Origin of the sequence: Plantibacter sp. ME-Dv--P-122b (assembly GCF_030209375.1) — a bacterium.
In the GTDB taxonomy this organism is placed as follows: Bacteria; Actinomycetota; Actinomycetes; order Actinomycetales; family Microbacteriaceae; genus Plantibacter.
This window is the reverse complement of sequence record NZ_JARVSC010000003.1, coordinates 1,096,857-1,121,927: the sequence shown is the minus strand read 5'-3', so window position 1 is coordinate 1,121,927 and position 25,071 is coordinate 1,096,857. Positions and strand designations below refer to the sequence as shown.

The window sequence follows — 25,071 nt, the reverse complement described above, 5'->3', positions numbered from 1 at the left end:
CGCCCCTCCGGAGACCCGCGCTCACGTCCATGACCCGCGCTCGCGTCAGCGCACCGCGCTGGCAACCCACTCAAACCGAGTCGGGATCGGGGACGGGTGGTGGCTACGGGAGCTTGACGAGCAGTCCGCCTCGGTGCGCGTCGAACGCGACCATCGTCGCCATGCCGAACGCGTCGCCGTCGAGCTCGAGGTCCTGCGCCTCGTCTATCCGCACGGTCAGCGCCTCTGCACGCAGGTTCGTCACGGTGTTCCCACCCCGGCCCTCGGTGAAGCGGATCATCCGCCGCCCGACGGCCGTCCGCCGCAGGACCCGGTTCTCCCACGTGACCTTCCGCCACACGAGGAGCCATCCGAAGGCACCCTTCGGCTGCAGCACCGCGACGTCGAGGACCCCGTCGTCGAGTTCGGCGTCCGGCATGAGCTGCACCCCGCCCTGCAGCGTGCCGCAGTTCCCGACGAGCACTGAGCTCACGGTCGCCGCATGTTGTCGGTGCCCGCGCAACTGGTAGTGGATGCGGAACGGCGCGGCCGTGGCGATCGACCGGAGACCGGACTCGACGTAGGCGAGCCACCCGAGCGACTTCTTGAGGTCGGGGTTCGCGGTGGCGATCATCATCGCGTCGATGCCCATGCCTGCCATCACGACGAACGCGTGCTCCTCCTCCGACCCGTCGGCGCGGGTGATCATGGCGACGCCGATGTCGATCGCGCGCGTGTCGCCCGTGAACGCCGCCCCGATCGCCGCCACCTGGTCGCCGAGCGGCAGCTTCAGGTTCCTCGCGAGCAGGTTGCCGGTGCCCGAGGGGATGAGGGTCAGCGGCACGCCGCTCCCGCGCAGCCCTTCCGCGACAGCACGCACGGTCCCGTCGCCGCCCGCCACGAGCACCACCTGAGCACCGTCGAGGACCGCGCGCCGCGCCTGACCGACACCGGGGTCGTCGACACTCGTCTCATACAGGTGCGGAGCCGCCCATCCCGCCTCCTGCGACCGTGCCTCCAACGCGCTCCGCAGCCTGGTGGCGTCGACCTTCACCGGGTTGTACACGAGCGCGGCGTGCGGGGGAGTCGGCATGGCCCAACGGTACTGTCCCGGGGCCTCGTCACCGACCTCGATCGCTAGACTTGCCGGGTGATCGATCCCGTACTCCTCCGCGAACAGCCAGAAGTCCTCCGAGCGTCGCAGCAGAAGCGAGGGTCCTCCGTCGACCTCGTCGACCAGGCGATCGACGCCGACACCGCACGCCGCGCCGCGATCACCGGGTTCGAGGAACTCCGCGCCGAGCAGAACGCGTTCGGCAAGCAGGTCGCCAAGGCCCCCAAGGAGGAGAAGGCCGCCCTCGTCGCCCAGGCGCAGCAGCTCGCCGCCCGCGTCAAGGAGGCCCAGCAGGTCGCAACCGAGGCCGAGGCCTACTTCGCCGACGTCGCCGGTCGCATCCAGAACCCGGTCCTCGAGGGCGTGCCCGCCGGCGGCGAGGCCGACTTCATCACGCTCCGCGAGGTCGGTGAACGCCCCTCCTTCGACTTCGCCCCGCGCGACCACCTCGAGCTCGGCGAACTCCTCGGCGCCATCGACATGCAGCGCGGCACCAAGGTCAGCGGCTCGCGCTTCTACTTCCTCCGCGGCATCGGTGCCCGCCTCGAGATCGCCCTCATGAACCTCGCGCTCGACCGCGCGATCGAGGCCGGCTTCGTCCCGCTCATCACCCCGACGCTCGTGCGCCCCGAGATCATGAAGGGCACCGGCTTCCTCGGTGAGCACGCCGACGAGGTCTACCAGATCGCCGGCGAAGACCTCTTCCTCACCGGTACGAGTGAGGTGGCGCTCGCCGGGTACCACTCCGACGAGATCCTCGACCTCGAGCAGGGCGCGCTCCGCTACGCCGGCTGGTCGACCTGCTACCGCAAGGAGGCCGGGTCCTACGGGCGCGACACCCGCGGCATCATCCGGGTGCACCAGTTCAACAAGCTCGAGATGTTCGTCTACACCAAGCCGGAGGACGCCGCCGCCGAGCACGAGCGCCTGCTGTCGTACCAGGAGGCGATGCTGCAGTCGCTCGGCCTCAGCTACCGCGTCATCGACACGGCCGCCGGCGACCTCGGGTCGAGTGCGGCACGCAAGTTCGACGTCGAGGCCTGGGTGCCGACGCAGGACGCGTACCGCGAGCTCACCAGCACCTCGAACTGCACCACCTACCAGGCGCGTCGCCTCGACACCCGGTACCGCACGGAGTCGGGCAAGACCACGCCGGTCGCGACGCTCAACGGAACGCTCGCGACCACCCGCTGGATCGTCGCGATCCTCGAGACGCACCAGCAGGAGGACGGCAGTGTCGTCATCCCCGAGGTGCTGCGTCCGTACCTGGGCGGCACCGAGGTCGCGAGGCCGATCCGATGACGGACGAGACGACCACCACCGCGACCCCGTTGCTCATCGCCCTCGACATCGACGGCACCGTGCTGCACGAGGACGGTTCGCTCAGCCTGTCGGTCGCCGACGAGGTGCGCCGCGTGGTCTCGCTCGGCCACATCGTCACGTTGGCCACCGGTCGCAGCTGGGAGAGCACACGCCCGGTGCTCGAGGAGCTCGAGCTGACACCGCAGTACGTCGTCTGCGCCAACGGTGCCCTCATCATGAAGCGCGACGAGTCGAACCCCGACTCCTACGAGCGCTTCTTCATGGAGACCTTCGACCCGACGGAGGTGCTCGGGCTCATCCAGCCGCACCTCTCCGAGGGCAGCTACATGGTCGAGTACCCCGACGGCTTCCGCAAGTACACGGTCGGCATGGAGGACTGGAACCTCGAGAACGCGGTCGAGGTCCCGTTCGAGGAGCTCGTGACGAGCCCGGTGACGCGCGTCGTCGTGGTGTCTCCGAGCCACGACGAGGAGGAGTTCCTCCGCATCGTCGACAGGATCGGACTCAGCCAGGTGAGCTACGCGATCGGGTGGACGGCGTGGCTCGACATCGCGCCGAAGGGCGTCAACAAGGCGACCGCGCTGGAGCGGGTCCGGGAGTGGCTGGGGCTCGAACGCTCGCAGATGGTCGCCGTCGGCGACGGCCGCAACGACGTCGACATGCTCGGCTGGGCGGCGGCCGGAGGACGCGGCGTCGCCATGGGCCAGGCGCCCGAGGAGGTCCTCGCGGTCGCGTCGGAGGTCACCGGCACGGTCACCGACGACGGTCTCTCTCAGCTCCTGAGGAGCATTTCGGGTTAGCATCGTCCAAAGCTCCGTGCCGATACGCCGTTTCCGGTGGGCACGGGGCGTCGGTGCGCGCCTGCTCCAGGTGACGCCGGACGACTCGCCGCAGCCCGGTCTCCAGGGTTCCGGCAACCCCTGTTCCTGAGACGAGAGCGAGATCCATGACCCGCCACGCCGACGCGTCCAAACCGCGCGCCGCCGTCCGTCACGGCAGACTCCGCAAGTCGAACCCGTTCGTCACCGTCGCGAAGATCGTCGCCGCGACGGCCGCCGTCGTCGGCGTGAGCGGCATCGCGGTCGCCGGTGTCGCCGCGCTCGACCTCGCCAACAGCGTGAAGCCCGTCGCCCACCTCGACAACGAGACGCCGGGTGCGCCGCCGCCCAACATCGGCGCGATCGAGGGCGGCGTCAACCTGCTCCTCGTGGGAAGCGACTCGGGCGACGGCAACGAGGCGTACGGCGAACGAGACGAGAACCTCAACGACGTCACGATCCTCATGCACATCTCGGCAGACCACTCGAGCGCGACCGTCGTCAGCTTCCCGCGCGACATGTACGTGCAGATCGGCGACTGCGCCGACGGCGGTAACGGTCGCGACAAGATGAACACCGCCCTCATGTACGGCGGTGCCGACGGCGGGCTCGCCTGCGCGGTCTCCACGGTCGAGGGCATCACCGGCCTCTCCATCCCGTTCGCCGCGCAGATCGGCTTCGACGGCGTCATCTCGATGTCGAATGCGGTCGGTGGCGTGCCCGTGTGCATCACCGAACCCCTCAACGACGCGTGGAGCGGCATCAACCTCGACGTCGGCACCCACGACCTCTCGGGTGCGTCCGCCCTCGCCTTCCTCCGCTCGCGTCACGGCGTCGGCGACGGCAGCGACCTCTCTCGCATCTCGAACCAGCAGGTGTTCCTCTCCTCGCTCGTCCGCACGCTGAAGAGCAGCGACACGCTCTCCGACCCGATCAAGCTCTACTCGATCGCCCGGGCCGCGCTGAAGAACGTGACCCTGTCGAGCAGCCTGAACAACATCGACACCATGGTGTCGATCGCCGCAGCGCTCAAGGACATCCCCCTCGACCGCGTCGCGTTCGTCCAGACGCCGACGGCCACGGTCGAGGGCGGGGTCGAGGCGACGTCCGATGCCGACGTCCTGTGGACGGCGCTGCAGAGCGACCAGGCCGTCGCCCTGTCCGCCACCGGCAAGTACGTCGTGACCGACCCGAACGCCCCGGTCACACCCGACCCGGCGACGACCGACGCGGCAGCCGATCCCGCCGCCCCGGCCGACCCGGCTGCACCCGCAGACCCGACCGCCGCCGGCCCCGTCGCCCTGCCCGACACGATCACCGGCCAGAACGCCGCGCAGAACACGTGCACGGCCGGTCGTCCGGAGGAGGACCAGTAGTCACCGCGTGATCGGATGGGGCCGCTTCACCGCTGGCCCCATCCGATACACTCGATCCTGGTCGTCAGCTGCGTCATCGCGGGCGATCGACCTTCAGGAGGGCTGTCCGAGCGGCCGATGGAGCCAGTCTTGAAAACTGGTGGGCAGAAATGTCTCGTGGGTTCGAATCCCACGCCCTCCGCACGTTCTTGAGATGGCTGGTTGGGCCTGCGCTGCACAGTTCATCGGTATGATATTCATCGACTGATATGCAGACATGGAGCGGCTCGAGTGCGTACTCGTCGCCTCGCGTCGGCAGACGATTCGAAAGCAGAACCAGCGATGACCGAGCCATCCGACCAGCCTGAGAAACCCCAGGAGACGGGCGGGCAGGTGCCGCCGCCTCAGGGCCCCGTCCCACAGCACCCGTCGACCGACGGATCCACGCCGCGTGCCGATGCACCGCAGAACGGTGCGGGGACTCAGCAGTATCCGTACGGTGCGTCCCAGAACCCCTACGCCGGCGCACCGTCCCCCTACGCCCCCGGAGTCGCCGGTCCCGCCAAGCGGCGCAAGTTGTCCCGCGGCGGACTCATCGGCATCATCGCGGGGGCGGTCGTCCTCGTCATGATCGTGGTCACGGCTGCCGGTATCGGCATCAGCTCCGCGATCCGCGGGGCGCAGGGTGACCCGAAGAGCATCGTCACCGACTACTTCACCGCCCTGCAGGACGGCGACGCCAAGCAGGCACTGAGCTACCTCGACGAGTCGATCAGCGACAAGACGCTGCTCACCGACGACGTCCTGAAAGCGTCCGCGAAGCTCGGCAAGATCAGCAAGGTCAAGCTGACCTCCGCGAAGGAATCCGGTTCCACCACCACGGTCACGGCGACGTTCTCGGTCGGTTCCACCCCCGTGACCCAGGAGTTCACCGTCTACAAGGCGTACAAAGGTGGCTACTCCATCCTCTCGGGGGGAACGGTCAGCCTGTACCCGTCGATGCTCGACGGCGTCACCGTAACGGTCAACGGACAGGAAGCGAAGGGCGACTCCTGGACGGTGTTCCCCGGCGCCTACCAGCTCGCGCTCCCCAAGACACTCGAGGAATCGTTCTCGATCTCCGGAGCAGACGACCTCGTCGCCGCCGGTGACTCCTACGACCTCCTCTCGGACGTGAAGGTCGAGCTCAACGAGGCAGGCGTCAAGCAGTTCCGCGACGCCGTGACGGAAGCGGTGAACGCCTGCATCGCCTCGACCAGCCTCACCGCAGGGTGCGGTCTCGACATCCCGGCCACGCTGTCGGACGGCACGGCGGTCGCGGACGGCACCATCACGCGCACGCTGAGTGCGGACGCGCAGGCCAACCTCGCCAACCTCGAGCCGCGCGAGACGTTCGTCAACCCGCTCCAGGTCTATGGCGACTACATCGGGAGCGTCAAGGCGTCCTCGACGAGCTGCACGCAGAACGGAGCGACTGGCGGTTGCGACATCCTGTTCGGTCCCGCGCTCGGCTCGCCGCAGGTGGACTTCACCTCGGGAACCCCGGTGGTGCGCTGGGACTGATGCGTCGCGGAAACCCGGTCGCGCACCCCCGTTCACAGCCGGACCTGCTTTACTGTTCCGATGCCCCCGATCACGTCTGACGCCGTCGAGCCCGCGCGGAACCGCACGGGCCGTGGCGCAACCGGTCGTGAGGGACGTTCCCGCAAGCTCAGCACCATCGCCCGTCACGGGCGGTTGCAGCGACCGAGCGCCGTGCGGACCGGCCTGAAGATCATCGCTTCGACCCTGGCCGTCGCGCTGGTCAGCGGTGGCATCGTCGCGGGGATCGCCCTCTGGGACGTCGCCGCCTCGGTGAAGCCCGGTGTCGCGCTCGTCGACTCGCAGGGTGAGGCCGTCACCGACCTGCCGGCGATCGGCGCATATCCGGGCGGCGTCAATCTCCTCATCGTCGGCAGCGACTCCCGCGCCGGCCAGGACCCCGTCTTCGGCGACGCCGAGGAGGAGACCGGCAACCTCAACGACGTCACGATGCTCGTGCACATCTCGGAGGACCACAGCAACGCGACGGTCGTCAGCTTCCCGCGCGACATGTTCGTCCCCATCCCGTCCTGCCCCGACCCGGCCGGCGGCTCGTTCGACTCGATGAGCCGGCAGAAGATCAACACCTCCTTGAGCTACGGCGGGCTCGCGTGCACGGCGCTGACGGTGTCGCAGCTCACCGGACTCGAGATCCCGTTCGCCGCAGAGGTGCAGTTCAGCGGCGTCATGGCGATGTCGACCGCACTCGGCGGGGTGACGGTGTGCGTCGCCGACCCGATCGAGGACGAGTACACGAACACCTTCCTGTCGGCCGGCGAACACACGCTCGAGGGCTACGAGGCGCTGCAGTTCCTCCGCACCAGGCACGGTGTCGGGGACGGCAGCGACCTCAGTCGCATCAGCAACCAGCAGGTGTTCCTGTCGGCGATGATGCAGCAGATCAAGAGTGCCGAGACGCTGACCAACCCCGGGACCCTCTATTCCCTGGCCAAGGCGGCGGCGCAGAACATGCAGCTGTCCGACAGCCTGACGAGCCTCGACACGATGATCGCGATCGCCATGACGCTGCGCGACGTCGACCTGTCGAACATCGCGTTCGTGCAGTACCCGAACGCGGCCGTCGAGGGCGGGGTCGAACCGATCGACGACGCGGCCGCCGCGCTCTTCGAGGCCCTCGGTAACGACCAGCCCATCCAGCTCTCGGGCGCGACCGGCGCCGGTGCGGTGACGAACCCGACCGACCCGACCGCGGTCGATCCCGCAGAAGGTGCGGATGCAGGTGGCGATCCTGCCGCGACGGCTCCGCCTGCCGATGCGACCGACACGTCCGCCGGCGGTGCGGTGGTCCTTCCGTCAACGGTGACGGGCCAGACCGCCGACCAGCGCACCTGCTCCCGCGGCCGCACCCTCGACGACCAGTAGGCGTCCCGACCTCGTTCCCTGAGCGTGTCGAAGGGCGTCGCGGACCCGGGGATTCGTCACCACGCCCATCTCCGGTTATGCTGGTCGTCGTGCGTCCGCTTGCGAACGCACATGGAGACGTCGCATAGTTCGGCCTAGTGCACCACCCTGCTAAGGTGGAGTCCCCTCACGGGGACCGCGGGTTCAAATCCCGCCGTCTCCGCACTGGTCTTCAGTTCGAAACCCTCGCCTCGGCGGGGGTTTCTGCGTTGCACGACGTCTGTCGGAGTCGCCAGCGCGGTGCGCTGACGTCACCGCGCCCCGCACACGTGAGCGCGCCCCTCCGGAGACCCGCGCTCACGTCCGTGACCCGCGCTCACGTCAGCGCACCGCGCTGGGGAGTCCACCAGGCGTCGGGAGGGCGGTCAGCGATCAGGCGGAGCGACGGAGCTCGCCGTGGTGGCGGAGTTCGCGAAGGATGCCGAAAGAACCGGCGTAGTGCTCTTCGGTGAGCGTGTTGAGCGCGGCGAGCGTCCCGCGGTCGAGTCCGGACCGGACGGCGATCGACTGCAGTTCGCGGCGGGAGATCGGGAAGTCCACGGTCCTGAGGAGGGACTTCAAATCGGTGCAGGCGGCTGTTTCAGGCGGCTCCACGGTGTCTGGGTAAGGTCTGGCATCCATGTCCACATTGTCGGTAGCGACCCCCGAAAAGGCGACAGTCGGACTCCGTTCTGGCGCAAGAGGGCGCTAGCCTGACGTGAAATGATGCGAGGGAGCGGCACCGTGCCCGACGACCGCCACACCGGAACGCCGGCCCCGACGGGCCTCGCGTCCGCCGCCGTCGAGCTGCTGCGCGTCCCGCTCAGCGGCTTCGTGGCGGAGCGCAAACGCCTGGCCGTCGCCGCACGCGACGACGGGGACGACGACCTGGCGACGGCGATCCTCGCGCTCCGCAAACCATCGGTCGCCGCCTGGGCGCTCAACGTGTTGACGGCTCACCGCCCGGACCTGCTCGGTGAACTGGAACGACTCGGTTCCGCGCTCGGCGACGCTCAGCGCTCGGGAGACGCCACAGCGCTCCGCACGCTCGGCGCCGAACGTCGCTCGCTGATCGCGACGCTCGTCACCGCCACCGTCGGGGCCGCAGCAGCAGAGGGGGCGTCGCTCTCCGGGACGGTGATCGAGACCGTCCGCCAGAGCCTCCAGGCGGCGAGTGCTGACGCCGACCTCGCCGCGCAGGTGTCGTCCGGTCGACTGACCGACGCCCCGACGTCGAGCGGAACGGGCTGGGGTGGTGTCGTCGGCGGAGTCGAAACCTCCGGTAGGCGCTCCACCGCCGACGGGTCCGTTGGGACTCGGGGAGACGGAGACGGCGACCGTTCCGACGATGACGACCGACGTCGACGCCTTCGGGCCCGGCTGGAGGCGGCCGAGCGCGACGAGGAGGCAGCGTCCAGCGCGAGTGAGGAGGCGACAGCCTTCCTGGACGAGTCGGCGGTCCGGCGATCGGGACTCCTGCGTGACCGCGAGGACCTCGCACGGCGGCTCGAGGAGCTCGACGCGGACATCGCCGACGCCGATCGGGAGTGGGCCCGACGCCAACGAGCGGCTGACCGGGCGCAGCGTGTGAGCGACGCAGCACACGAGGACGTCGAGCGTCTGCGGAGCGCGCTCGAGGACTGAGTCAGGGAGCTGATCGAGTCACGGCGGTGCCGAAGCCCGCCGCGACCGATCGCCGCTCGAACGTTCCGGCGCACGCACCGTGCGGCACGCGCCTAGACTCACCGTGTGGGTGAAGTGCGACAACCGGAAGCATCGCGGCGGCGACGGACACAGCAGCTGGAATCGGAGCGTTTCGAAGGCATGCCGATCCTCGCTGACGTCCCGCAGCACGATCGGCTGAGCCTCGTCGCCCCCGATCTCGCGTGCACGATCTGCACCGCGACGCTCGAGCTCGGCGACCGCGTGTTGCGCTGCCCCGCCGGTCACAGCTTCGACATCGCCCGGCAGGGGTACGCCTCGCTCGTCGTCGGCGGTCGGACGCCGAAGACCGGCGACACGCAGGAGATGGTCGCGGCCCGCGCAGCGTTCCTCGAGGCCGAGCACTACGAGCCGATCGCGGATCACGTCGCCACGACCCTGCCGCTCGCGCGCTTCCTCCCGGACGGCTCGGTCGACGACGACAGCGCCCCGCTCGTCGTGGACATCGCCGGCGGGACCGGCTACTACCTCGGCCGGATCCTCGACGCTCGCCCGGCCTGGCGCGGGTTCGGATTCGACCTGTCGCCGCTCGCCGCTCGTCGCGCCGCCCGCGCGCACGGCCGGGCCGCAGCGGCGACCGCTGACGCCTGGGCGCCGTTCCCGCTGCAGGCGGCGTCGGTCGACCACCTGCTGAGCATCTTCGGCCCGCGGAACGGTCCCGAGATGCGTCGGGTGCTACGCCCGGACGGCTTGCTCACCGTCGTGACGCCGCAACCCGGTCACCTCGCCGAACTCCGCGATCGGCTCGGCATGATCGGGATCGCCGAGCGCAAGGACGCCCGACTCGACGCGCAGCTCGACGGCTTCGCGCTCCGCTCCCGCGACACACTCGACTACGCCGTCGAGTTGATGCCGGAGGAGGTGCGCGACGAGGTCCGCATGGGGCCGAGCGCGCACCACCTCGACGACGACGTCTTCGAGCAGGCGATCGCCGACCTGCCCGGCTACACGACCGTCACGGTCGCCGTCACGCTCAGCGTCTTCGCGCCCGCCTGACGCCGGCCCCCCTGACGCCGGCCAGCTGACGCCGGCCCGCCTGACGCCGGCCCGCCTGACGCCGGCCAGCTGACGCCGGGCCAGCCCGACACCGGCACCGCGAGACAGGCGTCAGGGCGTCGGTGGTGCGTCGATACGATGGAGGGCACTCATCGAAAGGCGCTCATGACGATCACCGCTGCCGCAGACGGCTCCGCCCTCGGCAACCCCGGACCCGCCGGCTGGGCCTGGTATGTCGACGACGATTGCTGGTCAGCCGGGGGTTGGCCGCACGGCACGAACAACATGGGCGAGCTGCGCGCCGTCCTCGAACTGTTCCGCGCCACCGAGCACCTCGACGAGGACCTCCACATCCTCTGCGACAGCAAGTACGTCATCGACTCGATCACGAAGTGGATGCCGGGTTGGAAGAAGAAGGGCTGGAAGAAGGGCGACGGCAAGCCCGTCATGAACCTCGAGCTCATGCAGGAGATCGACGCCGCCATCGCCGGGCGGCGCTACCGGTTCGAGTGGGTGAAGGGGCACGTCGGTCACCGACTCAACGAGGCCGCCGACATCCGCGCGCGGACGGCCGCCGAGGCGTTCCAGCGCAAGCAGCCGGTGCCGGAAGGACCAGGCTGGACCGGCGCCGGTGCTACGAAGACCCCGGCGGCCTCCGAGGCAGACACCGAGGCCACGTCCGAGACGACCGAGCCGGAGCTGTTCGCCGACCTCGAGGTGGAGGAGGAACGCACCGCCCCCGTGTTCGACGCGGAGGACGACGGCGCGCTGTTCTCACTCGACGTCGAGCCGACGTGGCACCAGCTCACCCTCGACCTCACGTCCGATGAGCATGAACGCCTGGTCCGCCGCGCCCGCGAGGCCGGGACGAGCGTCCAGGAATTCCTCCGCGGCCTCATCTGACGTCGCTTCCGAGTTCACAACTCAGGACGAACGCGGTGTGTCTCGCGTGACACGCTGCGGCAGCAGGGCGCCGCGCCGAGCGCATCCTGAATTGTGAACCGGTCGGGGCGCGCGCAGGGTCAGGCGAGCAGGTCAGCGGGAGGCGGACTCCGGAGCCGCGGCCTCATCTGACGTCGCTTCCGAGTTCACAACTCAGGACGAACGCGGCGTTTCCCGCGTGACACGCTGCGGCAGGAGGTCGCCGTGCCGAGCGCATCCTGACTTGTGAACCGGGTCAGCGGGCGGCGGACTCCGGAGCCTCGTCGTCGACCGGCACAGCCGCACCGTAGCTCGCGTCCACGAGGATCGGCAGGTGGTCCGAGATGCCGCGGCGCAGCGTCTGCACGCGGTCGATCTTCAGGCCCACGGAGGTCGCGAAGTCGAAGTGCCCTCTGAACATCTTGTAGCGCGTGTAGGTGCTGCGGTCGCTGAGGCTCAGGTCGTACCCGCTCTCCTGCATCTTCGTGCCGAGGCCCTTCTGGAAGAGCGGGTAGTTGTAGTCGCCGACCATGAGGGTCGGGACGTCGCCCATCGCGTGCAGCTGCTCGTGCGCGGCCTTGATCTGGTGCCGACGCAGTGAGTTGAGCGCGGTGAGCGGAGCCGCATGGAACGAGGCCACGATGAGTTCGCGCCCGGCCTCGACATCGGTGAGGCGGGTGCCGATGAGTCGCTCGTGCGCCGGCGCGAGCACCATGTCGTGCAGCGACTTCTTCAGCGCGAACGTCTGCGTCGACTCCGCTGTGAAACGGTCGCGGCGGTAGTAGATCGCGAGGCCGAGCCGGTTGCGGTGCGTGCTGTCGGCGAGGTGCAGGCCGCCGAGCTCGGCGGGCAGCTGCAGGGTGTCGGCCTCCTGCAACGCGAGGACGTCGGGGCCGAACTCTTCGGTGAGTGCGACGAGCTCGCCGCTGGCCTTGTTCTTGCGGAGGTTGTAGCTGATGACCTTCATCCCAGCCTCACATTCTGTTGGCAGAGCCCAAGCCTACGGTCCTTCCCGCCGCCCGGTGCTCTGGAGGGGTCCGGACGACGGTGCGTCGCCGGATGGCCACGGTCAGCTCGACGCGTCGACGACCGTGAGCCGTTGGGTGGCGCGGGTGAGCGCGACGTACCGGAGCGACAGTGCCGCATGCCCCGTCCCGCCCAGCGCATCGGGCTGGACGAGGACGACGCTGTCGAACTCGAGGCCCTTGCTCTCGCGCGCGGTGCCGGACCACACCCGGGCACGGTCCGCACCGGCGTCGGCGAGGAGCTCGTCGATCTCCGCCAGGAGCGAGCGGGGTGCGATGACGCCCGCGATGCCGGGGTGTGCGGTGATCGCGGCGACGGCGGCACGGACCGCGGTCGGGGCGAGCGCCGAGGGGTCGACGGTGAGCTGCACAGGCTCCTCGTCACCGCGCCGGATCGACACGGGCGCCGGGGAGTCCGGGTCGAGTTCGAGCCGGACGGGATCCGCGAGCGCCATGATCTGCTCGGGCGTCCGGTAGTTGACGGTGAGCAGCTCCTCGGTCCAGCGCGGGAGCTGCGGGCCGAGCAGCTCCTGCCAGCTGGAGCGGGTGGCGGAGGTGCTCTGCTGGTTGATGTCGCCGACGAGCGTCATCGAGCGGTTGGGCCCGCGTCGCAGGACGGCCCGAAGCAGCATGGGGGTGAGCTCCTGCGCCTCGTCGATGATGACGTGCCCGTAGACCCAGGTGCGGTCGCTCGCGGCGCGTTCCGCGGGGCTGCGGTCGTCCTCCACGGTTTGGCGGTCGGCGAGGTCCTGGGCCGACCGGAGATAGTCGTCGTCCTGGGCCTCGTCGTCGATGCTGATGTCGCCGATCATCTCGAGCACACTGCGCGCGTACTCGACGTCGTGCCGGCGCTCGTAGGCGGCACGGCGCTGCCGTTCCAGTTCGGGGCGCTGGTCCTCGCCGATGAGCTCGGCGGCCTCGTCGACGAGGGCGATGTCGCCGGGCGTGAGCCGCGCGGCCCAGTCGGTCTCGCCCGCGCCGTCCGTTCCGGCGGCGGGTTCGCGGAGCAGCAGCCGACGTTCCTCCTCGGTGTGGTCGGGGGCGACGCGTGCCAGCAGCTCGGGATCGGTGAAGAGGCGGTCGATGATCTCGGCCGGGTCGAGGATCGGCCACATCGTGTCGAGCAGCTCCTCAACTTCGGGCTCCTCGCTCAGCTCCTGTCGACGCTCGTCGGCGTCCTCGCCCGTGCGGGGTTCGAAGCCGTCGCGCTTCGCCTCGAGCCCGATGAGATGCGTCAGCACGGCCCGGTCGAATCGCAGCTTCGCCTCGTTGTGCGGCGTGCCCGAACGCTCGATCCCGGCCTTGATCCGGCGCAGGACGCCCGGCGTGACGCGGAGCGGGCCGTCACCGGCGATGCGGATCGTGACCGGCTGGTCGAGCGGCACCTGGCGTTCGCGGATGGCCCGGGCGACGACGTCGGCCATGCGCAGCCGGCCCTTGAGCTCGGCGGCCTCGAGCGAGTCCTCCGCGTGTGCGTCGAGTCCCGGCACGAGGGTCGCCGGTGTGACGAGGACGACGGCGGTCTCGCCGAGTGACGGCAGCACCCGGCTGATGTAGTCGAGGAAGGTGGAGTTCGGCCCGACGATGAGCACGACGCTCCGCATGAGCCGCTCGCGGTGCTCGTAGAGGAGATAGGCGGCGCGGTGGAGGGCGACGGCGGTCTTGCCCGTGCCCGGCCCGCCCTGCACGAGGAGGGTGCCGGGCAGGGGCGCGCGGATGATCGCGTCCTGCTCGGCCTGGATGGTGTCGACGATGTCCGCCATGTGCTTGGTCCGAGCGCGACCGAGGGCCGCCAACAGGGCACCGGACTCGCCGATGCCGCTCGGCTCGTCGTCGCTGAGCATGGTTGTGTCGAGGACCTCGTCGTGCACCTCCGTGACGCGGCGACCGGCCGTGCCGATGCGGCGGCGCAGTCGGAGGCCTTCGGGGCGGAGTGGCGTCGCGGTGTAGAACGGGCGCGAGGCAGGTGCGCGCCAGTCCAACAGGAGCTGATCGCCGCTCTCCGGGTCGCGCAGGCCGATGCGCCCGATGTGGTGCCGCTCGTCGGTCTCGCGTTCGAGGAGGCCGAAGAGGAGTCCGTAGCTGGACGAACGCAGCTCGACCATCCGCTGGCGGTGGTGGGCGACCAGGGCGTCGCGTTCCGAGAAGCTCGAGTCGTCGTCGCCGTCGAAGGCGCGGAGGGCGAGTTCGGAGCGTCGCTCCTCGAGGTCGGACTGCGACCGGATCACGTCGTGCAGCCGATCGAGATGGTCCTGTTCCTCGGCGATCGCGTCGTTCTGCACGGTGCTCCTTCTGGGTGTGGCGCGGTCCGTGTTCCGGGTTCCCTGCGAGGACCGCACGAATACGGTAGTCGCTTTCCGGGCCCCGCACCGCCCTTGAGCGTGAGCTCCCAGAGACCTGGAGGCTGCCGTGGGAGCGCTGGTTCGGGCACCGAGCGCAGGCCGGTCGATAGGCTGACGGGCATGAGCACACCGGACGGATCGAAGCCGCAGCCCCTCGCGCCGCAGCAGGCGCACTCGCAGCAGCCGGTTCCACCGCAGCCGTACCCGCAGCCGCAGCTCCAGTCGCCGCAGTACGAGGTGCAGCCGTACGTCCAGCAGGCGCCCTACCCGCAGCAGCAGCCGTACCCGCCGCAGTACGGCATGCAGCCGTATGCGCCCGTATACCCCGCGCCGTACCCCTACCCGTACCCTGCGTCGCCGCCGAAGGGTCTCAGCATCTCCAGCATGGTCATCGGCCTGGTGTCGCTCTTCTTCGGGTTCACCTTCGTGCTCCCGATCGTCGGATTCGTCCTCGGACTCATGGGGCTCCGCCGTGAGCCCGCCGGTCGGGCGATGGCGATCACGGGCGTCGTGCTCAACGGACTGTTCCTGCTCGTCTGGGCGGCGCTCGTCCTGCTCTGGGTGTTCGTCATCGGCGGGCTGCTCGCCGGCGTCGGCGGCGCGGCCTCCACCGGCATCGCCGCCTAGCCGCCCGTCCACAACTCCTGCATCTCGAGCCCAGGCGGCCCGGTGCGGCCCTGGCCGGGGTGGTCCTGCTCGACGAGTAGGAGTTGTGCGCGGTCAGCCGGCCGGGACGACCGTGCTGACCATCGAGAGCACCACGGCGCCGTCGACCTCCTCGCGCTCCAGCCAGACGGCGATGCTCGAGAACTCGCCCAGTGACGACGCGTGGGTGCCGCCGCAGGCGATGACCGCCGGGCCGCCCGGCAGCTCGCAGTGCCAGCTGCGTCGATCGGTGAGCAGCTCGCCCTCGCGATCGATCCGGACGGCGGCGCCGCTGTTTAACCAGCCGTCGAGGGTGTTCCGGATGCGTGACCCCAGCGCGTCGAGGTCGTCGAGGGCGGCCGGGTCGAACCCCTTCCGCCGGAGTGACTTGCCGATGCGGTAGCGGTCGGTCGACGCGTTCCGAGTGATCCGCGACGACTCGCAGGCGAGCGTGTCGAAGTCCGGAGCCCCGAGGGCATCGGGGGCGACCTCCTTGCGCCAGGCGTCGGCGAGCGCGGCGTTCAGGGCGAGCGATGCGAGGTGGCACCCGGTGTGCCCGGCGGAGAGCGCGTGCCGGGTGGACGCGTCCACCTCGACACGTGCTGCCACGCCCTCGACGGCACTCGAGGCCGCCTCGGTGGAGACCAGGTGGGCGACGAGGAAGGCCCATCCCTCGGTGCCCTTCTTCACGGGGATGTCGGCGCCGAGGTACAGCCGGGTGCCGTCGCTCGCGGCGACGACGCAATCGGTCACGGCGACCTCGACGGCGCTCGTGCCCGCACCGAAGGTGATGGTCGCCGTGTCGGCGGGCTGGTCGGGCCACGCGGCATCGACCGGGTGGCAGGCCGTCTCGTCGAGCACGACGGCGAGGTGATCGCCAGCGGGTTCGACATGCAGCACCGTGCCTGTCGAGACGAGGGCTCCGGTGGGATAGGTGACGCGCGTATCGACGACGGGGAGGCTCATGTCCCCACGCTATCGCGACGGTCCGGGAGCCCGCGGACGGCTGTCAACCCCGGGAAACCGTTGAGGATCACGTCGTAGAGTCCGAGGACACGGAGCGCGACGCGTTCCGCGGAGAGGAGTGCATCATGACGGATCAGCAGGATCAGGGTTCAAGCGACGACCTCGCAACCGGTGCGGCCGGAGCAGACCAGGAAGCCTGGGAGGGTGCCGACATCGACACCGCGGAGCTCGTGAGCTCCGACCAGACGACCGCCGGACCGGGCTCGGACGGGTCGAGTCAGACCGTCGACGGCACCGGCTCGGAGGACGCGGCTCCCGATGAGGAGCACGCGACCGAGGAGGCCGTCGAGACCCCGGAGCCCTCGACCGAACTCGACGCACCGCTCGGCGAGGGAGAGGGTGGCGACGCCGACGGTTCGGCCGACCACCAGCCCGACTCCGGGCCGGCCTCCGAGGCCACCGACGACGCCCGCGAGGTCTACGACACCGCTCCCGACTGAGTCGGACCCCATACGACCGACGGGCCGTCCTCCGATCCAATCGGACGACGGCCCGTCGTGCGCTCCGGACATCGTGCTGGGGCGGAGTCGGCGGCTCAGATCGGTAGGAGTGACCAGACCACCGCGAGGGCGATCAGGCCCGCGACGCCCGCGATCGCCAGTGCATTCAGCAGACGGTGCTCGACCATGATGGCGACGTACTCGCGGAGGAACGCGCTCGGCACGTAGTACGCGGCCGTCGGGGAGCCGATCACCTGCGCGTCGCTCCCGATCGAACGTGCGAGGAGTGCCGCGCGGAGGACGTGGTAGTTGTTCGTCACCACGATCGTCTCACCGTGCCGCCCGGCCGACTGCTGCAGGTCCCGGGAGAGCAGGAGGTTCTCGCGCGTGCTCGTGGACGCGGTCTCCGCGAGCACGTCGGACCGGTCCGCGCCGTGCGCGACGAGGTACTCGGCCATGGCCGTCCCCTCCGGGCGGGGTTCGTCGTCGCCCTGACCGCCTGACGGGATCAGGAGCGGCCGCTTCGTCCCCGGCGCAGTGGCCCGGTAGATGCGGAGCGCCAGGTCCAGGCGACTGCGCAGCAACGGCGGGACCTCGCCCTGGATGAGGCCGGAACCGAGGACGACGAGGGCGTCGGGCGTCCGGGTGTGGCGGTAGCGGCTGTAGACGAGCGAATACACGCCGAAGGCCGCGAACGTCGCCGCCGCGTAGAAGCACGCGAACCCGAGCAGGAGCCCCAGCGCGACGAGGACGATCGTCAGCCAGGAGGGCAGGGACTGCGGGTGCGCTCCGAGGACCAGCAGCACGGCCAGCACGGGCAGGACCAGGATCGCGACCCCGGCGAACAGCGAGAGCAGGTTGCCCAGGCTGCGTCCTTCGAGCCGGAGCATCGTGATGCCGTTGCCGATGAGGAGGACCCCGAGCACGCCGACCAGCAGGACCGTGCCGAACGCGGCGAGGATGACGGTGAACGGCGTCGTGCGGGACGCCTCCGAGAGGAGTGCCACCAGCCCGCAGGCGATCGCCGAGACCAGGAAGACCCCGTTGCGCAGGCGGCGGGCGTCGCGGCGTCGACTCGCGACGTAGAGCACCGCGAAGACGGCGGCCGGGAGCAACATGATCATGCCTTCATCCTGCCCGAACGATCGACCTGCGCCGGTCGTGCGGATGGGGCGTGCGGGCAGCGCATTCGGGGTGCTATGACCGCGGCGGCTTCGGCGTCATCGCCTTGAGGGTCGCCTCCTCGGCGTCGATCGCCGCGAGGACCGCTGCGACCGCCGGTTCCTGGTAGCGACCCTCGGCCCGCGCCGAGAGGAGCGCCTCGCGTTCCGCAGCGATCATCTGGCGGCGGAGTCGGGCGAACGCGACCGTGCGGAGCTCCGAGCCGTCACCCGTGTACTGCTCGAGGGCGTTGGCCACGAAGCTCGCATTGGTCCGCAGACGGTTGAGCACCTGCTCCTCGTCCGCCTCCGTCGTCAGCTCGTCGAGGCGGTCCAGGCCGGCCGTCTGGACCTCCGCCATGAGCATCAGTTGCTCGACGCGCTCCTGGCTGTTGTTCGGCGGCGGGAGGTGCAGTGCGCGGATGATCCGGGGGAGCGCGAGCCCCGAGAGGAGCGTGCCGACCACGACGACGAACGCCAGGAACTGCAGGAACTCGCGCGACGGGGTGTCTTCCGGCAGCAGGAACACCGCCGCCAGGGTCACCACGCCACGGACGCCGGCTGCGGAGACGGCGATCCCGTTGCCCCACGACCAGCTCCGCTCACGGAGCCGTCTCGGCCCGAGCCGGTAGATCGCCGTGACCGTCATCTCCCAGACGAACCGGGAGACGATCAGCGCCGCGAGGATCCCGATGCTGATGAACACGGTCGGCCAGAGCCCCGGTCCGGTCTGAACCGCTCCCTCGAGGATGCCGGCGAGGTTGAGCCCGATGAACAGGAAGACGGCGTTCTCGAGCAGGAACTGGATGGTGCGCCAGTTGAGCGATTCGGCGATGCGCGCCTCGGCCGACTGCACGATGGGCGCCCGATAGCCGAGCAGCAGCCCGGCAGTGACGACCGCGAGCACACCCGAACCGTGGATCGCCTGCGCCAGGAGGAATGCGAGGAACGGGGTGATGAGGGAGAGGCAGGTGTCGAGGACCGGGGCGCGCAGGCGTCGGCGGACCTCGGACAGCACCCATCCGACCGCGAGACCGACGCCGACGCCGGCGACGACCTCGATGACGAACTCGCCGGCGATCATGACCGGGTTGACGACGCTCGTGATCGCGAGGATCGAGGCGTTGAGCGCCACGAGTGCGGTGGCGTCGTTGAGCAGGCTCTCGCCCTCGAGGATCGTCAGCACGCGGCGGGGGAGCCCGAGTCGTCCGGCGATCGCGCTCACGGCGACGGCGTCGGTCGGCGCGATGACCGCGGCGAACGCGAACGCCGCCGCGAGGGTGATCGATGGGATGAGGAGCCAGCTGGCGAACCCGACCGACACGACGGTGAACGCGACCGCTCCCACCGAGAGCAGGATGATGCCGTCGTTACGGGCACGGATGTCGATGAGGGAGATGCGGATCGCCGACGCGAAGAGCAACGGCGGCAACAGTCCGTAGAGGATCAGGTCGGGTTCGATCTCGACGGTCGGGACGGCGGGGATGAACGATGCGACGCCGCCGACGAGCACCAGGGCCACCGGGGCGGAGATGCCCGCTCGGCCGGACAGGCCCGAGACGATGACGGTGACGACGACGAACACGACGATCCACGAGATGAGCGCGACGGGATCCATGTGGGGATTCTCCCACCTGGGAGACCGTGGTCGTTCGCACGATCGTCCGAACTCCGGACCGGCCGTGATCGGCACCGGTTCCGGACGCGCGACGCCCCCGCACGGTCAGGCCGTGCGGGGGCGTCGGGTGGAACGGAGAGGCGGCTCAGCCGCGGCGGTTGGCCGCGCTGCTCGAGCCACGCTGCTCCGCGCCGGTCTCGCGAGTGCGGAGACCGAAGCGGTAGGTGAGCTTCTCGGTGGAGTGACCGCGGCCGTGGACGGCGGTGCCCGCGGAACGGTTGGAGGACGCTGCGGTCCGAGTCTGGGTGATGGACATGGTGGTTCTCGATTCTGGTGTTGCGGATGATGGATGGGCCGGTTCCAGAGGGGGAATGCGATGACGATCGGTGCAGGTCGCATGGATGGAGCGACGAGACCGTCCGGAGTGCAGCTGCGCCGAGATCGGCTGCGCTGGTCGGCTGGGGCCGTCCGGTGGATCGTTGTTCGCCGTTCTGGATGACGGCTGGTGGTGTCGTGTCGGGAGCATCGGCGTATCCGTGGAGGTGTGGACTCTGCACACGGAAGCCGGTTGTGACATCGGCACTCGAGGGATGAACGTACGCGACCAAGCTGAGAACGAGCTGGGAAAGATCGGCGTCATCGCCGTCGCAGGTCGATGCCCGAGATCAGACCCGAGCATCGACCGGCGGTGTCGCAGAGCTTCGGGCCACCGCACCTAGGGGAGGGGTGGCCGTATCTCCCGCGCACCCGAAGGGATATCGGGCTCGGGAGGCCGGAGGGTGATCGCGGGGGGACGATCGGTTACCGGTGGAGGCTTGGAAGAACTCCAACACAATATATATTAACAGCTCAGCGTAGCGTGTTGCTGTGGAATTGCTGGGAGTGCTCAGTCGGTTGCGAGCAGGCGCAGGATCCGCGCGGTTTCGGTCGCGACGGCGCTGCGACCGGCGCGCACGTAGGTGCGGGGGTCGACGAGCTTCGACTGCTCGTCGAGGACGCCGCGCACCGCTCGGGTGAACAGCCCGTTGAGGTGCGTCGAGAGGTTGATCTTCGTCATCCCGGAACGCACCGCCGCCCGGAGTTCGTCGTCGGGGAGACCGGAGGAGCCGTGCAGGACGAGCGGGACCGTCACCTCATCGCGGAGCTGCGCGATGAGCGCGTGGTCGACAGCGGCCTCCCGGCTGGTCATCGCGTGCGAGGTGCCGACGGCCACGGCCAGGGCGTCGACGCCGGTCGCCGCGACGAACGCGACGGCCTCCACCGGCACCGTGCGCGCGCCCGGAGCGTGGACGCCGTCCTTCCCGCCGACCTCGCCGAGCTCGGCCTCGACGGCGACGCCGCGCGCGTGGCAGAAGTCCACGATCTCCTTCGTCGCGCGGACGTTCTCCTCGTACGGCAGGGTCGAGGCGTCGAACATCACGCTGTCCACCCCGAGCTCGACGCCCTCGTGCACGAGCTCGGCCGATTCCACGTGGTCGAGGTGCACGAGGACCGGGACCGTCGCTGCCCTGGCGATGGCGAGCGAGGCGAGCGTGATGGGGGCGAGCGACCCGTGGTACCGCACGCAGTTCTCGCTGATCTGCAGGATGACCGGCAGCCCGGCCTCCTCGGCGCCGGCGACGATCGCCTCGGCGTGCTCGAGGAGGACCACGTTGCACGCCGCGATGCCGGCGTTCGAGGCCGAGGCGTTGGCCAGGAGCGTGGTGAAGTCGAGGGCGGTGGTCATTCGGTTGCTCCAATGGGGTCGGATGCGGCGGGTGCGTCGATGAATCGGTGGAAGGCGGCGAGGTCGATCGCGCCGGCGATCGGTTCGAGCACGGCCGCCGCGCCTGCGGCCGCCGCGGTGCGGAGTGCCTCGGGGAGTGCGGCTCCCGCGCGGAGCGCTGCGACCAGGCCGGCCGTGGTGGCATCTCCGGCGCCGGTCGGGTTGCCGCTCACGCCGGGGACGGCCGGGACCTCGTGGGCGCTTTCGGCGTCGCCGGCGGTGAGGCCGTCGGCACCGCGGGAGATGACGACCGCGCGGGCGCCGAGCGCGAGGAGTGCCGCGCGTGCCGATGCGAGGTCGGCGGCGCCCGTCGCCTCGAGGGCCTCGTCGAGGTTGGGCTTGAGGATCGTCGCACCGGCGCGAGCTGCGGCGAGGAGCGCCGTGCCGCTGACGTCGACGATCACGGGAACGCCGGCGTCGTGCCCGGTTCGGACGAGGGCTTCGACGATGACGTCGGGTGTGGCCGGCGGGAGCGAGCCCGAGATGACGAGCGCGCTCGCGTCGCGGAGTGCGCGGCGGAGCTCGGCCGTCAGGGCGGACCATTCCTCGGGCGTCACGACCGGACCGGCTTCTGCGAAGAGGGTCGGATGGTGGATGCCGTCGACGACCGCGACCGTCGAGCGTGTCTCGGCGCGGAGCTCCACGACCCGGGTGGAGAGGTCGTCGGCCGCGAGAGCGTCCGCGAGCCAGGTGCCGGAGGCGCCACCGAGCGGGAGCACCTGCAGGGTCGGGACCTCGAGTGACTCGAGGACGCGAGCGACGTTCACGCCCTTGCCACCGGCACGCCGCACGATGGACTGGACGCGTTGCGTGACCCCGAGCTGCTGCTCCGCGACCGTGTAGGTGATGTCGACGGCGGGGTTCGGCGTCAGGACCACGACGCGACGTGGTGCGGGGATGGTCATCGAGCTGCCACCAGTCGGCGGGCGAGGATCCCCGCACCGACCGTGGCGGCCTCGTCGCCATGACGAGCGGGCAGGAGCTGCGGGACGCGGACGACGTCGAGCCGCTCGCGGAGTCCGTGCTCGAGCGGCTCGAAGAGGGCGGATCCGGCGAGGGCGAGCCCACCGCCGATCACGATGGCGGTGGGTGCGGCGACGACGGTGATGCCGGCGAGGGCCTCGGCGAGTGCATCGACGCAGTCGTTCCAGATGGCGATGGCGGCGGCGTCGCCGCGGGCGGCGGCGTCGGCGACGGTCTTCGCGTCGCGGGCGCCCGCGCGTCGTGCGATGCCGCCCGCTGAGGCGAGTTCCTCGACCCGGAGCCCGCGGTGCGGTCCGTCCTGGATCACGCGCTGGCCGATCTCGCCGGCCCAACCGCCGCCGGCGAAGGGGACGCCGTCGATGACGAGCGCCGACGCCAGACCGGTTCCGACCGGTACGAACGCGATCGTGCCCGTGACGTCGGCTGCAGCGCCCGAGACCGCTTCCGCCAGTGCGCCGGCGCGGACATCCTGCCCGAAGGCCAGCGGGACGTCGAGCGCGGGACGGAGGAGTTCGGGGAAGGCGAGGTCGCGCCAACCGAGGTTGACCGCGTGGATGCAGACGCCGTGCTCCTCGTCGACGACACCTGGCACGACCACGCCGACGGCCACCGGGGCTGCGACGCGGCTCGCGGTGGCGACGAGTCCGAGGACGACGTCGCGGGTCAGGACGCCCGAGGTGTCGCCTGACGGCGTCGCCTCGCGCCAGCGCCTGAGGACCGTGCCGCCCGCATCCGTCAGTGCGGCTTTGATCCCGGTCCCGCCGACATCGATGCCGAGGACCGCCCCCTCGGTCACGGTGCCAGGATGACGGAGCGCGTGAGCGAACGGGGGTGGTCGGCGTCGAGGCCGCGGGCCTCCGCCAACGCGACCGCGAAGCGCTGGGCGACGACGAGCCCGGCGATGGGGTCGAGGTCGTGCTGCACGAAGGTCGCTCCGGTGGCCGCGACGTCCTCCGGCAGGCCGGTGGGCGTCGGTCCGAGGGACCAGACGAGTCGCCCGGGCTGCGCGATCGCGATGGGACCGTGGCGGTAGTCCATGGCGGGGTAGGACTCCGCCCAGAACTGTGCCGCCTCCCGGGTCTTGAGCGCGGCCTCGAAGGTGAGGCCCACGGCGTGCCCGACTCCGATGAAGGAGACCTGGTCGGCGGCGAGGTACTCGTCGATCGGGATCTGCAGCGCCCGCTCGGCTTCCACGGCGAGTGCCTCGACGTCGTGGCCGATGGAGCCGCGGAGGAGTGCGAGCGTCGTCGTGGCGAAGCGGGTCTGGACCACGGAACGCTCGTCGGCGAAGGGGAGGGCGATGACGTGCGCCGCCGGAACGGTCGCGGGGGAGTCGTCGACCGCGGTGATGAGGACGGTGGTGACCGAGTCGCCCACCGCCTCGAGGAGCTGCACGATCTCCGTGGTCGTGCCGGAGCGTGAGATGGCGACGATGCGGTCGTAGTCGCGGACGCCGGGGAACTCCGATCCGGCGAACGCGTCCGTGATGCCGAGCCCCGCCTGTTCGCGCAACACGGCGTAGCTCATCGCGATGAACCAGCTGGTGCCGCACCCGACCACCGCGACCCGCTCGCCCGGCTGCGGCAGCACGGCGACGGCCTCCGGCACGAGGGCGGCGGCGGTGCGCCAGGATTCGGGCTGCGACGCCAGTTCGGCGGCGACGAAGGTCTCGGGCATGACGTGCCTTTCACGTGAAGGGACGCGATCGCAGCGTGGCGATGCGTTGCCGCAACCATACCGGATCGAATCTGATCGATACCAGTGCAAATCGTCAGAATCAATCAGACAGGCGCTGGCTGAGCGCCCATATGATGGTCACAGTACGCCCGACCCGACCGGAAAAGCAGGACAGATGACGCAGCAACAGCGACTCAACGCCCTGCTCGAGCTCGTGAGCGAACGCGGCAACGTGACGATCGCCGAGATCGGTGAGGCGCTCGGCATCTCCGCGGCCACCGCCCGTCGCGACCTGACGGCGCTCGCCGAGCAGCGACTCGTCACGCGGACGCACGGTGGTGCCGCCGCCCTCGGCACCGGCTACGAACTGCCGCTGCAGTACAAGATCGCCCGCCAGGCCGACGCCAAGATGGCCATCGCGAAGGCTACGGCCGCCCTGATCAACGTGGGCGACGCCGTCGGACTCAACGGCGGCACCACGACGAGCGAGGTCGCGCGGGTGATCGGGCGGAGCGAGCACCTCGTCCGCTCGGACGGCGACGCCTCGGTCACGATCGTGACAAACGCGCTCAACATCGCCTTCGAACTGTCGGTGCGGTCTCACGTGAAGATCGTCGTGACCGGCGGCGTCGCACGACGCCAGTCCTACGAACTCGTGGGATCGCTCGTCGCAGGGGCGCTCGCCGAGATCGCCCTCGACGTCGCGATCCTGGGCGTCGACGGCTTGAGCGCGCAGTTCGGCGCCACCACCCTCCACGAGGGTGAGGCCTCGGTGAGCCAGGAGTTCGTCAAGGTCGCGAAGCGGGTCATCGTGGTCGCCGACAGCACCAAGATGACGAAGGCGACCTTCGCCCGCATCTGCCCGCTCGACCGCATCGACGTGCTCGTCACCGACCAGCCGGTGGATCCGACGCTCGCCGACGCCCTGGCCGCGGCCGGCGTCGAGCTCATCATCGCTGCCTGAGTCCTCCGCGGTCGCCGGTTCCTCCCGGTCGCTGAGCCGCCCTCCGGTCGCTGAGCCGCCCTCCGGTCACTGATCCGCCCTTCGGTCGCTGAGCCGCCCTCCCGGTCACCGAGCCGCCCTCCCGGTCACTGAGCCGCCCTCCCGGTCACTGAGCCGCCCTCCCGGTCACTGAGCCTGTCGAAGTGCGACTCCGCTCCCCATGTTTCGGCGCGGTA

Annotated in this window: 23 protein-coding genes and 2 tRNA genes; 13 read left to right on the top strand and 12 right to left on the bottom strand. The window is 70.2% G+C overall.

Going from position 1 to position 25,071, the window contains the following annotated elements; genetic code table 11:
* Window positions 1-103: 103 nt before the first annotated feature.
* Window positions 104-1,072, bottom strand: a complete 969-nt coding sequence (locus QRN19_RS09975; protein ID WP_285026671.1) for a diacylglycerol/lipid kinase family protein — start codon at window positions 1,070-1,072, stop codon at window positions 104-106.
* A gap of 57 nt (window positions 1,073-1,129) precedes the next feature.
* Between QRN19_RS09975 and serS the strand changes: the two genes are divergently transcribed.
* The 7 genes from serS (at window position 1,130) to QRN19_RS09940 (ending at window position 7,755) form a co-directional block, all read left to right on the top strand.
* Window positions 1,130-2,395 carry a serine--tRNA ligase gene (serS, locus tag QRN19_RS09970; RefSeq protein ID WP_285026670.1) on the top strand — a complete coding sequence of 422 codons (1,266 nt, stop codon included), beginning with the start codon at window positions 1,130-1,132 and terminating at the stop codon, window positions 2,393-2,395.
* Entirely contained in the window at window positions 2,392-3,216 is an 825-nt protein-coding gene (locus QRN19_RS09965; protein WP_285026669.1) for an HAD family hydrolase, read from the top strand. The genes serS and QRN19_RS09965 overlap by 4 nt, the downstream gene beginning before the upstream one ends.
* 146 nt (window positions 3,217-3,362) lie before the next feature.
* On the top strand, window positions 3,363-4,610 hold the full coding sequence (locus tag QRN19_RS09960) for an LCP family protein (protein WP_285026668.1): 1,248 nt from the start codon (window positions 3,363-3,365) through the stop codon (window positions 4,608-4,610).
* A 96-nt stretch (window positions 4,611-4,706) separates the two neighbouring features.
* A tRNA-Ser gene (locus QRN19_RS09955) sits at window positions 4,707-4,791 on the top strand.
* A gap of 140 nt (window positions 4,792-4,931) precedes the next feature.
* Entirely contained in the window at window positions 4,932-6,152 is a 1,221-nt protein-coding gene (locus QRN19_RS09950; RefSeq protein WP_285026667.1) for a hypothetical protein, read from the top strand.
* Window positions 6,153-6,212: 60 nt separating this feature from the next.
* Window positions 6,213-7,553, top strand: a complete 1,341-nt coding sequence (locus tag QRN19_RS09945) for an LCP family protein (RefSeq protein ID WP_285026666.1) — start codon at window positions 6,213-6,215, stop codon at window positions 7,551-7,553.
* Window positions 7,554-7,666: 113 nt separating this feature from the next.
* Window positions 7,667-7,755 (top strand) — tRNA-Ser (locus QRN19_RS09940).
* 209 nt (window positions 7,756-7,964) lie between these two features.
* Here the strand turns inward: QRN19_RS09940 and QRN19_RS09935 are convergent.
* On the bottom strand, window positions 7,965-8,213 hold the full coding sequence (locus QRN19_RS09935; RefSeq protein ID WP_133060046.1) for a DUF2795 domain-containing protein: 249 nt from the start codon (window positions 8,211-8,213) through the stop codon (window positions 7,965-7,967).
* A 102-nt stretch (window positions 8,214-8,315) separates the two neighbouring features.
* On the opposite strand from QRN19_RS09935, the gene QRN19_RS09930 reads away from it, so the two are divergent.
* The 3 genes from QRN19_RS09930 (at window position 8,316) to QRN19_RS09920 (ending at window position 11,192) form a co-directional block, all read left to right on the top strand.
* On the top strand, window positions 8,316-9,215 hold the full coding sequence (locus tag QRN19_RS09930; RefSeq protein WP_285026665.1) for a hypothetical protein: 900 nt from the start codon (window positions 8,316-8,318) through the stop codon (window positions 9,213-9,215).
* Window positions 9,216-9,395: 180 nt separating this feature from the next.
* Complete coding sequence (locus tag QRN19_RS09925) at window positions 9,396-10,289, top strand: putative RNA methyltransferase (protein WP_285026664.1); 894 nt, start codon at window positions 9,396-9,398, stop codon at window positions 10,287-10,289.
* A gap of 165 nt (window positions 10,290-10,454) precedes the next feature.
* Window positions 10,455-11,192 carry an RNase H family protein gene (locus QRN19_RS09920; protein ID WP_285026663.1) on the top strand — a complete coding sequence of 246 codons (738 nt, stop codon included), beginning with the start codon at window positions 10,455-10,457 and terminating at the stop codon, window positions 11,190-11,192.
* 274 nt (window positions 11,193-11,466) lie between these two features.
* Here QRN19_RS09920 and QRN19_RS09915 read toward each other — a convergent pair whose 3' ends face one another.
* Both QRN19_RS09915 and QRN19_RS09910 read right to left on the bottom strand, forming a co-directional pair.
* A complete protein-coding gene (locus QRN19_RS09915) occupies window positions 11,467-12,177 on the bottom strand; it encodes an endonuclease/exonuclease/phosphatase family protein (RefSeq protein ID WP_285026661.1) in 711 nt (236 codons plus the stop codon).
* Window positions 12,178-12,279: 102 nt separating this feature from the next.
* Complete coding sequence (locus QRN19_RS09910) at window positions 12,280-14,517, bottom strand: HelD family protein (protein ID WP_285026660.1); 2,238 nt, start codon at window positions 14,515-14,517, stop codon at window positions 12,280-12,282.
* Between the two features lie 180 nt (window positions 14,518-14,697).
* Between QRN19_RS09910 and QRN19_RS09905 the strand changes: the two genes are divergently transcribed.
* Window positions 14,698-15,204 carry a DUF4190 domain-containing protein gene (locus QRN19_RS09905; protein WP_285026658.1) on the top strand — a complete coding sequence of 169 codons (507 nt, stop codon included), beginning with the start codon at window positions 14,698-14,700 and terminating at the stop codon, window positions 15,202-15,204.
* Between the two features lie 93 nt (window positions 15,205-15,297).
* Here the strand turns inward: QRN19_RS09905 and QRN19_RS09900 are convergent, their stop codons facing one another.
* Window positions 15,298-16,188, bottom strand: coding sequence for an alanyl-tRNA editing protein (locus tag QRN19_RS09900; protein WP_285026657.1), 891 nt, complete (start codon window positions 16,186-16,188; stop codon window positions 15,298-15,300).
* Window positions 16,189-16,313: 125 nt separating this feature from the next.
* On the opposite strand from QRN19_RS09900, the gene QRN19_RS09895 reads away from it, so the two are divergent.
* Window positions 16,314-16,688, top strand: coding sequence for a hypothetical protein (locus QRN19_RS09895; RefSeq protein ID WP_285026656.1), 375 nt, complete (start codon window positions 16,314-16,316; stop codon window positions 16,686-16,688).
* 95 nt (window positions 16,689-16,783) lie between these two features.
* Here the strand turns inward: QRN19_RS09895 and QRN19_RS09890 are convergent, their stop codons facing one another.
* The 7 genes from QRN19_RS09890 to QRN19_RS09860 form a co-directional block, all read right to left on the bottom strand.
* Window positions 16,784-17,812 (bottom strand): YdcF family protein, encoded by a 1,029-nt coding sequence (locus tag QRN19_RS09890; RefSeq protein ID WP_285026655.1) that lies wholly within the window; start codon window positions 17,810-17,812, stop codon window positions 16,784-16,786.
* Window positions 17,813-17,885: 73 nt separating this feature from the next.
* Window positions 17,886-19,466 (bottom strand): cation:proton antiporter, encoded by a 1,581-nt coding sequence (locus tag QRN19_RS09885; protein WP_285026654.1) that lies wholly within the window; start codon window positions 19,464-19,466, stop codon window positions 17,886-17,888.
* Window positions 19,467-19,611: 145 nt separating this feature from the next.
* Window positions 19,612-19,782 (bottom strand): hypothetical protein, encoded by a 171-nt coding sequence (locus QRN19_RS09880; RefSeq protein WP_285026652.1) that lies wholly within the window; start codon window positions 19,780-19,782, stop codon window positions 19,612-19,614.
* A 570-nt stretch (window positions 19,783-20,352) separates the two neighbouring features.
* Window positions 20,353-21,192: a class II fructose-bisphosphate aldolase gene (locus QRN19_RS09875; RefSeq protein ID WP_285026650.1), complete on the bottom strand. Its 840-nt coding sequence runs from the start codon at window positions 21,190-21,192 to the stop codon at window positions 20,353-20,355.
* Window positions 21,189-22,136 (bottom strand): 1-phosphofructokinase family hexose kinase, encoded by a 948-nt coding sequence (locus tag QRN19_RS09870; protein WP_285026649.1) that lies wholly within the window; start codon window positions 22,134-22,136, stop codon window positions 21,189-21,191. The genes QRN19_RS09875 and QRN19_RS09870 overlap by 4 nt, the downstream gene beginning before the upstream one ends.
* A complete protein-coding gene (locus tag QRN19_RS09865; RefSeq protein ID WP_285026648.1) occupies window positions 22,133-23,011 on the bottom strand; it encodes an ROK family protein in 879 nt (292 codons plus the stop codon). Before QRN19_RS09865 ends, QRN19_RS09870 begins: the two co-directional genes overlap by 4 nt.
* Window positions 23,008-23,892: an SIS domain-containing protein gene (locus QRN19_RS09860; RefSeq protein WP_285026647.1), complete on the bottom strand. Its 885-nt coding sequence runs from the start codon at window positions 23,890-23,892 to the stop codon at window positions 23,008-23,010. Before QRN19_RS09860 ends, QRN19_RS09865 begins: the two co-directional genes overlap by 4 nt.
* 175 nt (window positions 23,893-24,067) lie before the next feature.
* Here QRN19_RS09860 and QRN19_RS09855 point away from each other — a divergent pair, with 175 nt between their 5' ends.
* Window positions 24,068-24,856 carry a DeoR/GlpR family DNA-binding transcription regulator gene (locus tag QRN19_RS09855; RefSeq protein ID WP_079706484.1) on the top strand — a complete coding sequence of 263 codons (789 nt, stop codon included), beginning with the start codon at window positions 24,068-24,070 and terminating at the stop codon, window positions 24,854-24,856.
* Window positions 24,857-25,071 lie beyond the last annotated feature (215 nt).

What these genes read in the sequence shown, in the direction of transcription:
- QRN19_RS09975 (WP_285026671.1), bottom strand. Translation starts at nt 1,072, where the DNA reads ATGCCGACTCCCCCGCACGCCGCGCTCGTGTACAACCCGGTGAAGGTC.
- QRN19_RS09965 (WP_285026669.1), top strand. Translation starts at nt 2,392, where the DNA reads ATGACGGACGAGACGACCACCACCGCGACCCCGTTGCTCATCGCCCTC.
- QRN19_RS09960 (WP_285026668.1), top strand. Translation starts at nt 3,363, where the DNA reads ATGACCCGCCACGCCGACGCGTCCAAACCGCGCGCCGCCGTCCGTCAC.
- QRN19_RS09950 (WP_285026667.1), top strand. Translation starts at nt 4,932, where the DNA reads ATGACCGAGCCATCCGACCAGCCTGAGAAACCCCAGGAGACGGGCGGG.
- QRN19_RS09945 (WP_285026666.1), top strand. Translation starts at nt 6,213, where the DNA reads ATGCCCCCGATCACGTCTGACGCCGTCGAGCCCGCGCGGAACCGCACG.
- QRN19_RS09935 (WP_133060046.1), bottom strand. Translation starts at nt 8,213, where the DNA reads ATGGATGCCAGACCTTACCCAGACACCGTGGAGCCGCCTGAAACAGCC.
- QRN19_RS09925 (WP_285026664.1), top strand. Translation starts at nt 9,396, where the DNA reads ATGCCGATCCTCGCTGACGTCCCGCAGCACGATCGGCTGAGCCTCGTC.
- QRN19_RS09920 (WP_285026663.1), top strand. Translation starts at nt 10,455, where the DNA reads ATGACGATCACCGCTGCCGCAGACGGCTCCGCCCTCGGCAACCCCGGA.
- QRN19_RS09915 (WP_285026661.1), bottom strand. Translation starts at nt 12,177, where the DNA reads ATGAAGGTCATCAGCTACAACCTCCGCAAGAACAAGGCCAGCGGCGAG.
- QRN19_RS09905 (WP_285026658.1), top strand. Translation starts at nt 14,698, where the DNA reads ATGAGCACACCGGACGGATCGAAGCCGCAGCCCCTCGCGCCGCAGCAG.
- QRN19_RS09900 (WP_285026657.1), bottom strand. Translation starts at nt 16,188, where the DNA reads ATGAGCCTCCCCGTCGTCGATACGCGCGTCACCTATCCCACCGGAGCC.
- QRN19_RS09895 (WP_285026656.1), top strand. Translation starts at nt 16,314, where the DNA reads ATGACGGATCAGCAGGATCAGGGTTCAAGCGACGACCTCGCAACCGGT.
- QRN19_RS09890 (WP_285026655.1), bottom strand. Translation starts at nt 17,812, where the DNA reads ATGATCATGTTGCTCCCGGCCGCCGTCTTCGCGGTGCTCTACGTCGCG.
- QRN19_RS09885 (WP_285026654.1), bottom strand. Translation starts at nt 19,466, where the DNA reads ATGGATCCCGTCGCGCTCATCTCGTGGATCGTCGTGTTCGTCGTCGTC.
- QRN19_RS09880 (WP_285026652.1), bottom strand. Translation starts at nt 19,782, where the DNA reads ATGTCCATCACCCAGACTCGGACCGCAGCGTCCTCCAACCGTTCCGCG.
- QRN19_RS09875 (WP_285026650.1), bottom strand. Translation starts at nt 21,192, where the DNA reads ATGACCACCGCCCTCGACTTCACCACGCTCCTGGCCAACGCCTCGGCC.
- QRN19_RS09870 (WP_285026649.1), bottom strand. Translation starts at nt 22,136, where the DNA reads ATGACCATCCCCGCACCACGTCGCGTCGTGGTCCTGACGCCGAACCCC.
- QRN19_RS09860 (WP_285026647.1), bottom strand. Translation starts at nt 23,892, where the DNA reads ATGCCCGAGACCTTCGTCGCCGCCGAACTGGCGTCGCAGCCCGAATCC.
- QRN19_RS09855 (WP_079706484.1), top strand. Translation starts at nt 24,068, where the DNA reads ATGACGCAGCAACAGCGACTCAACGCCCTGCTCGAGCTCGTGAGCGAA.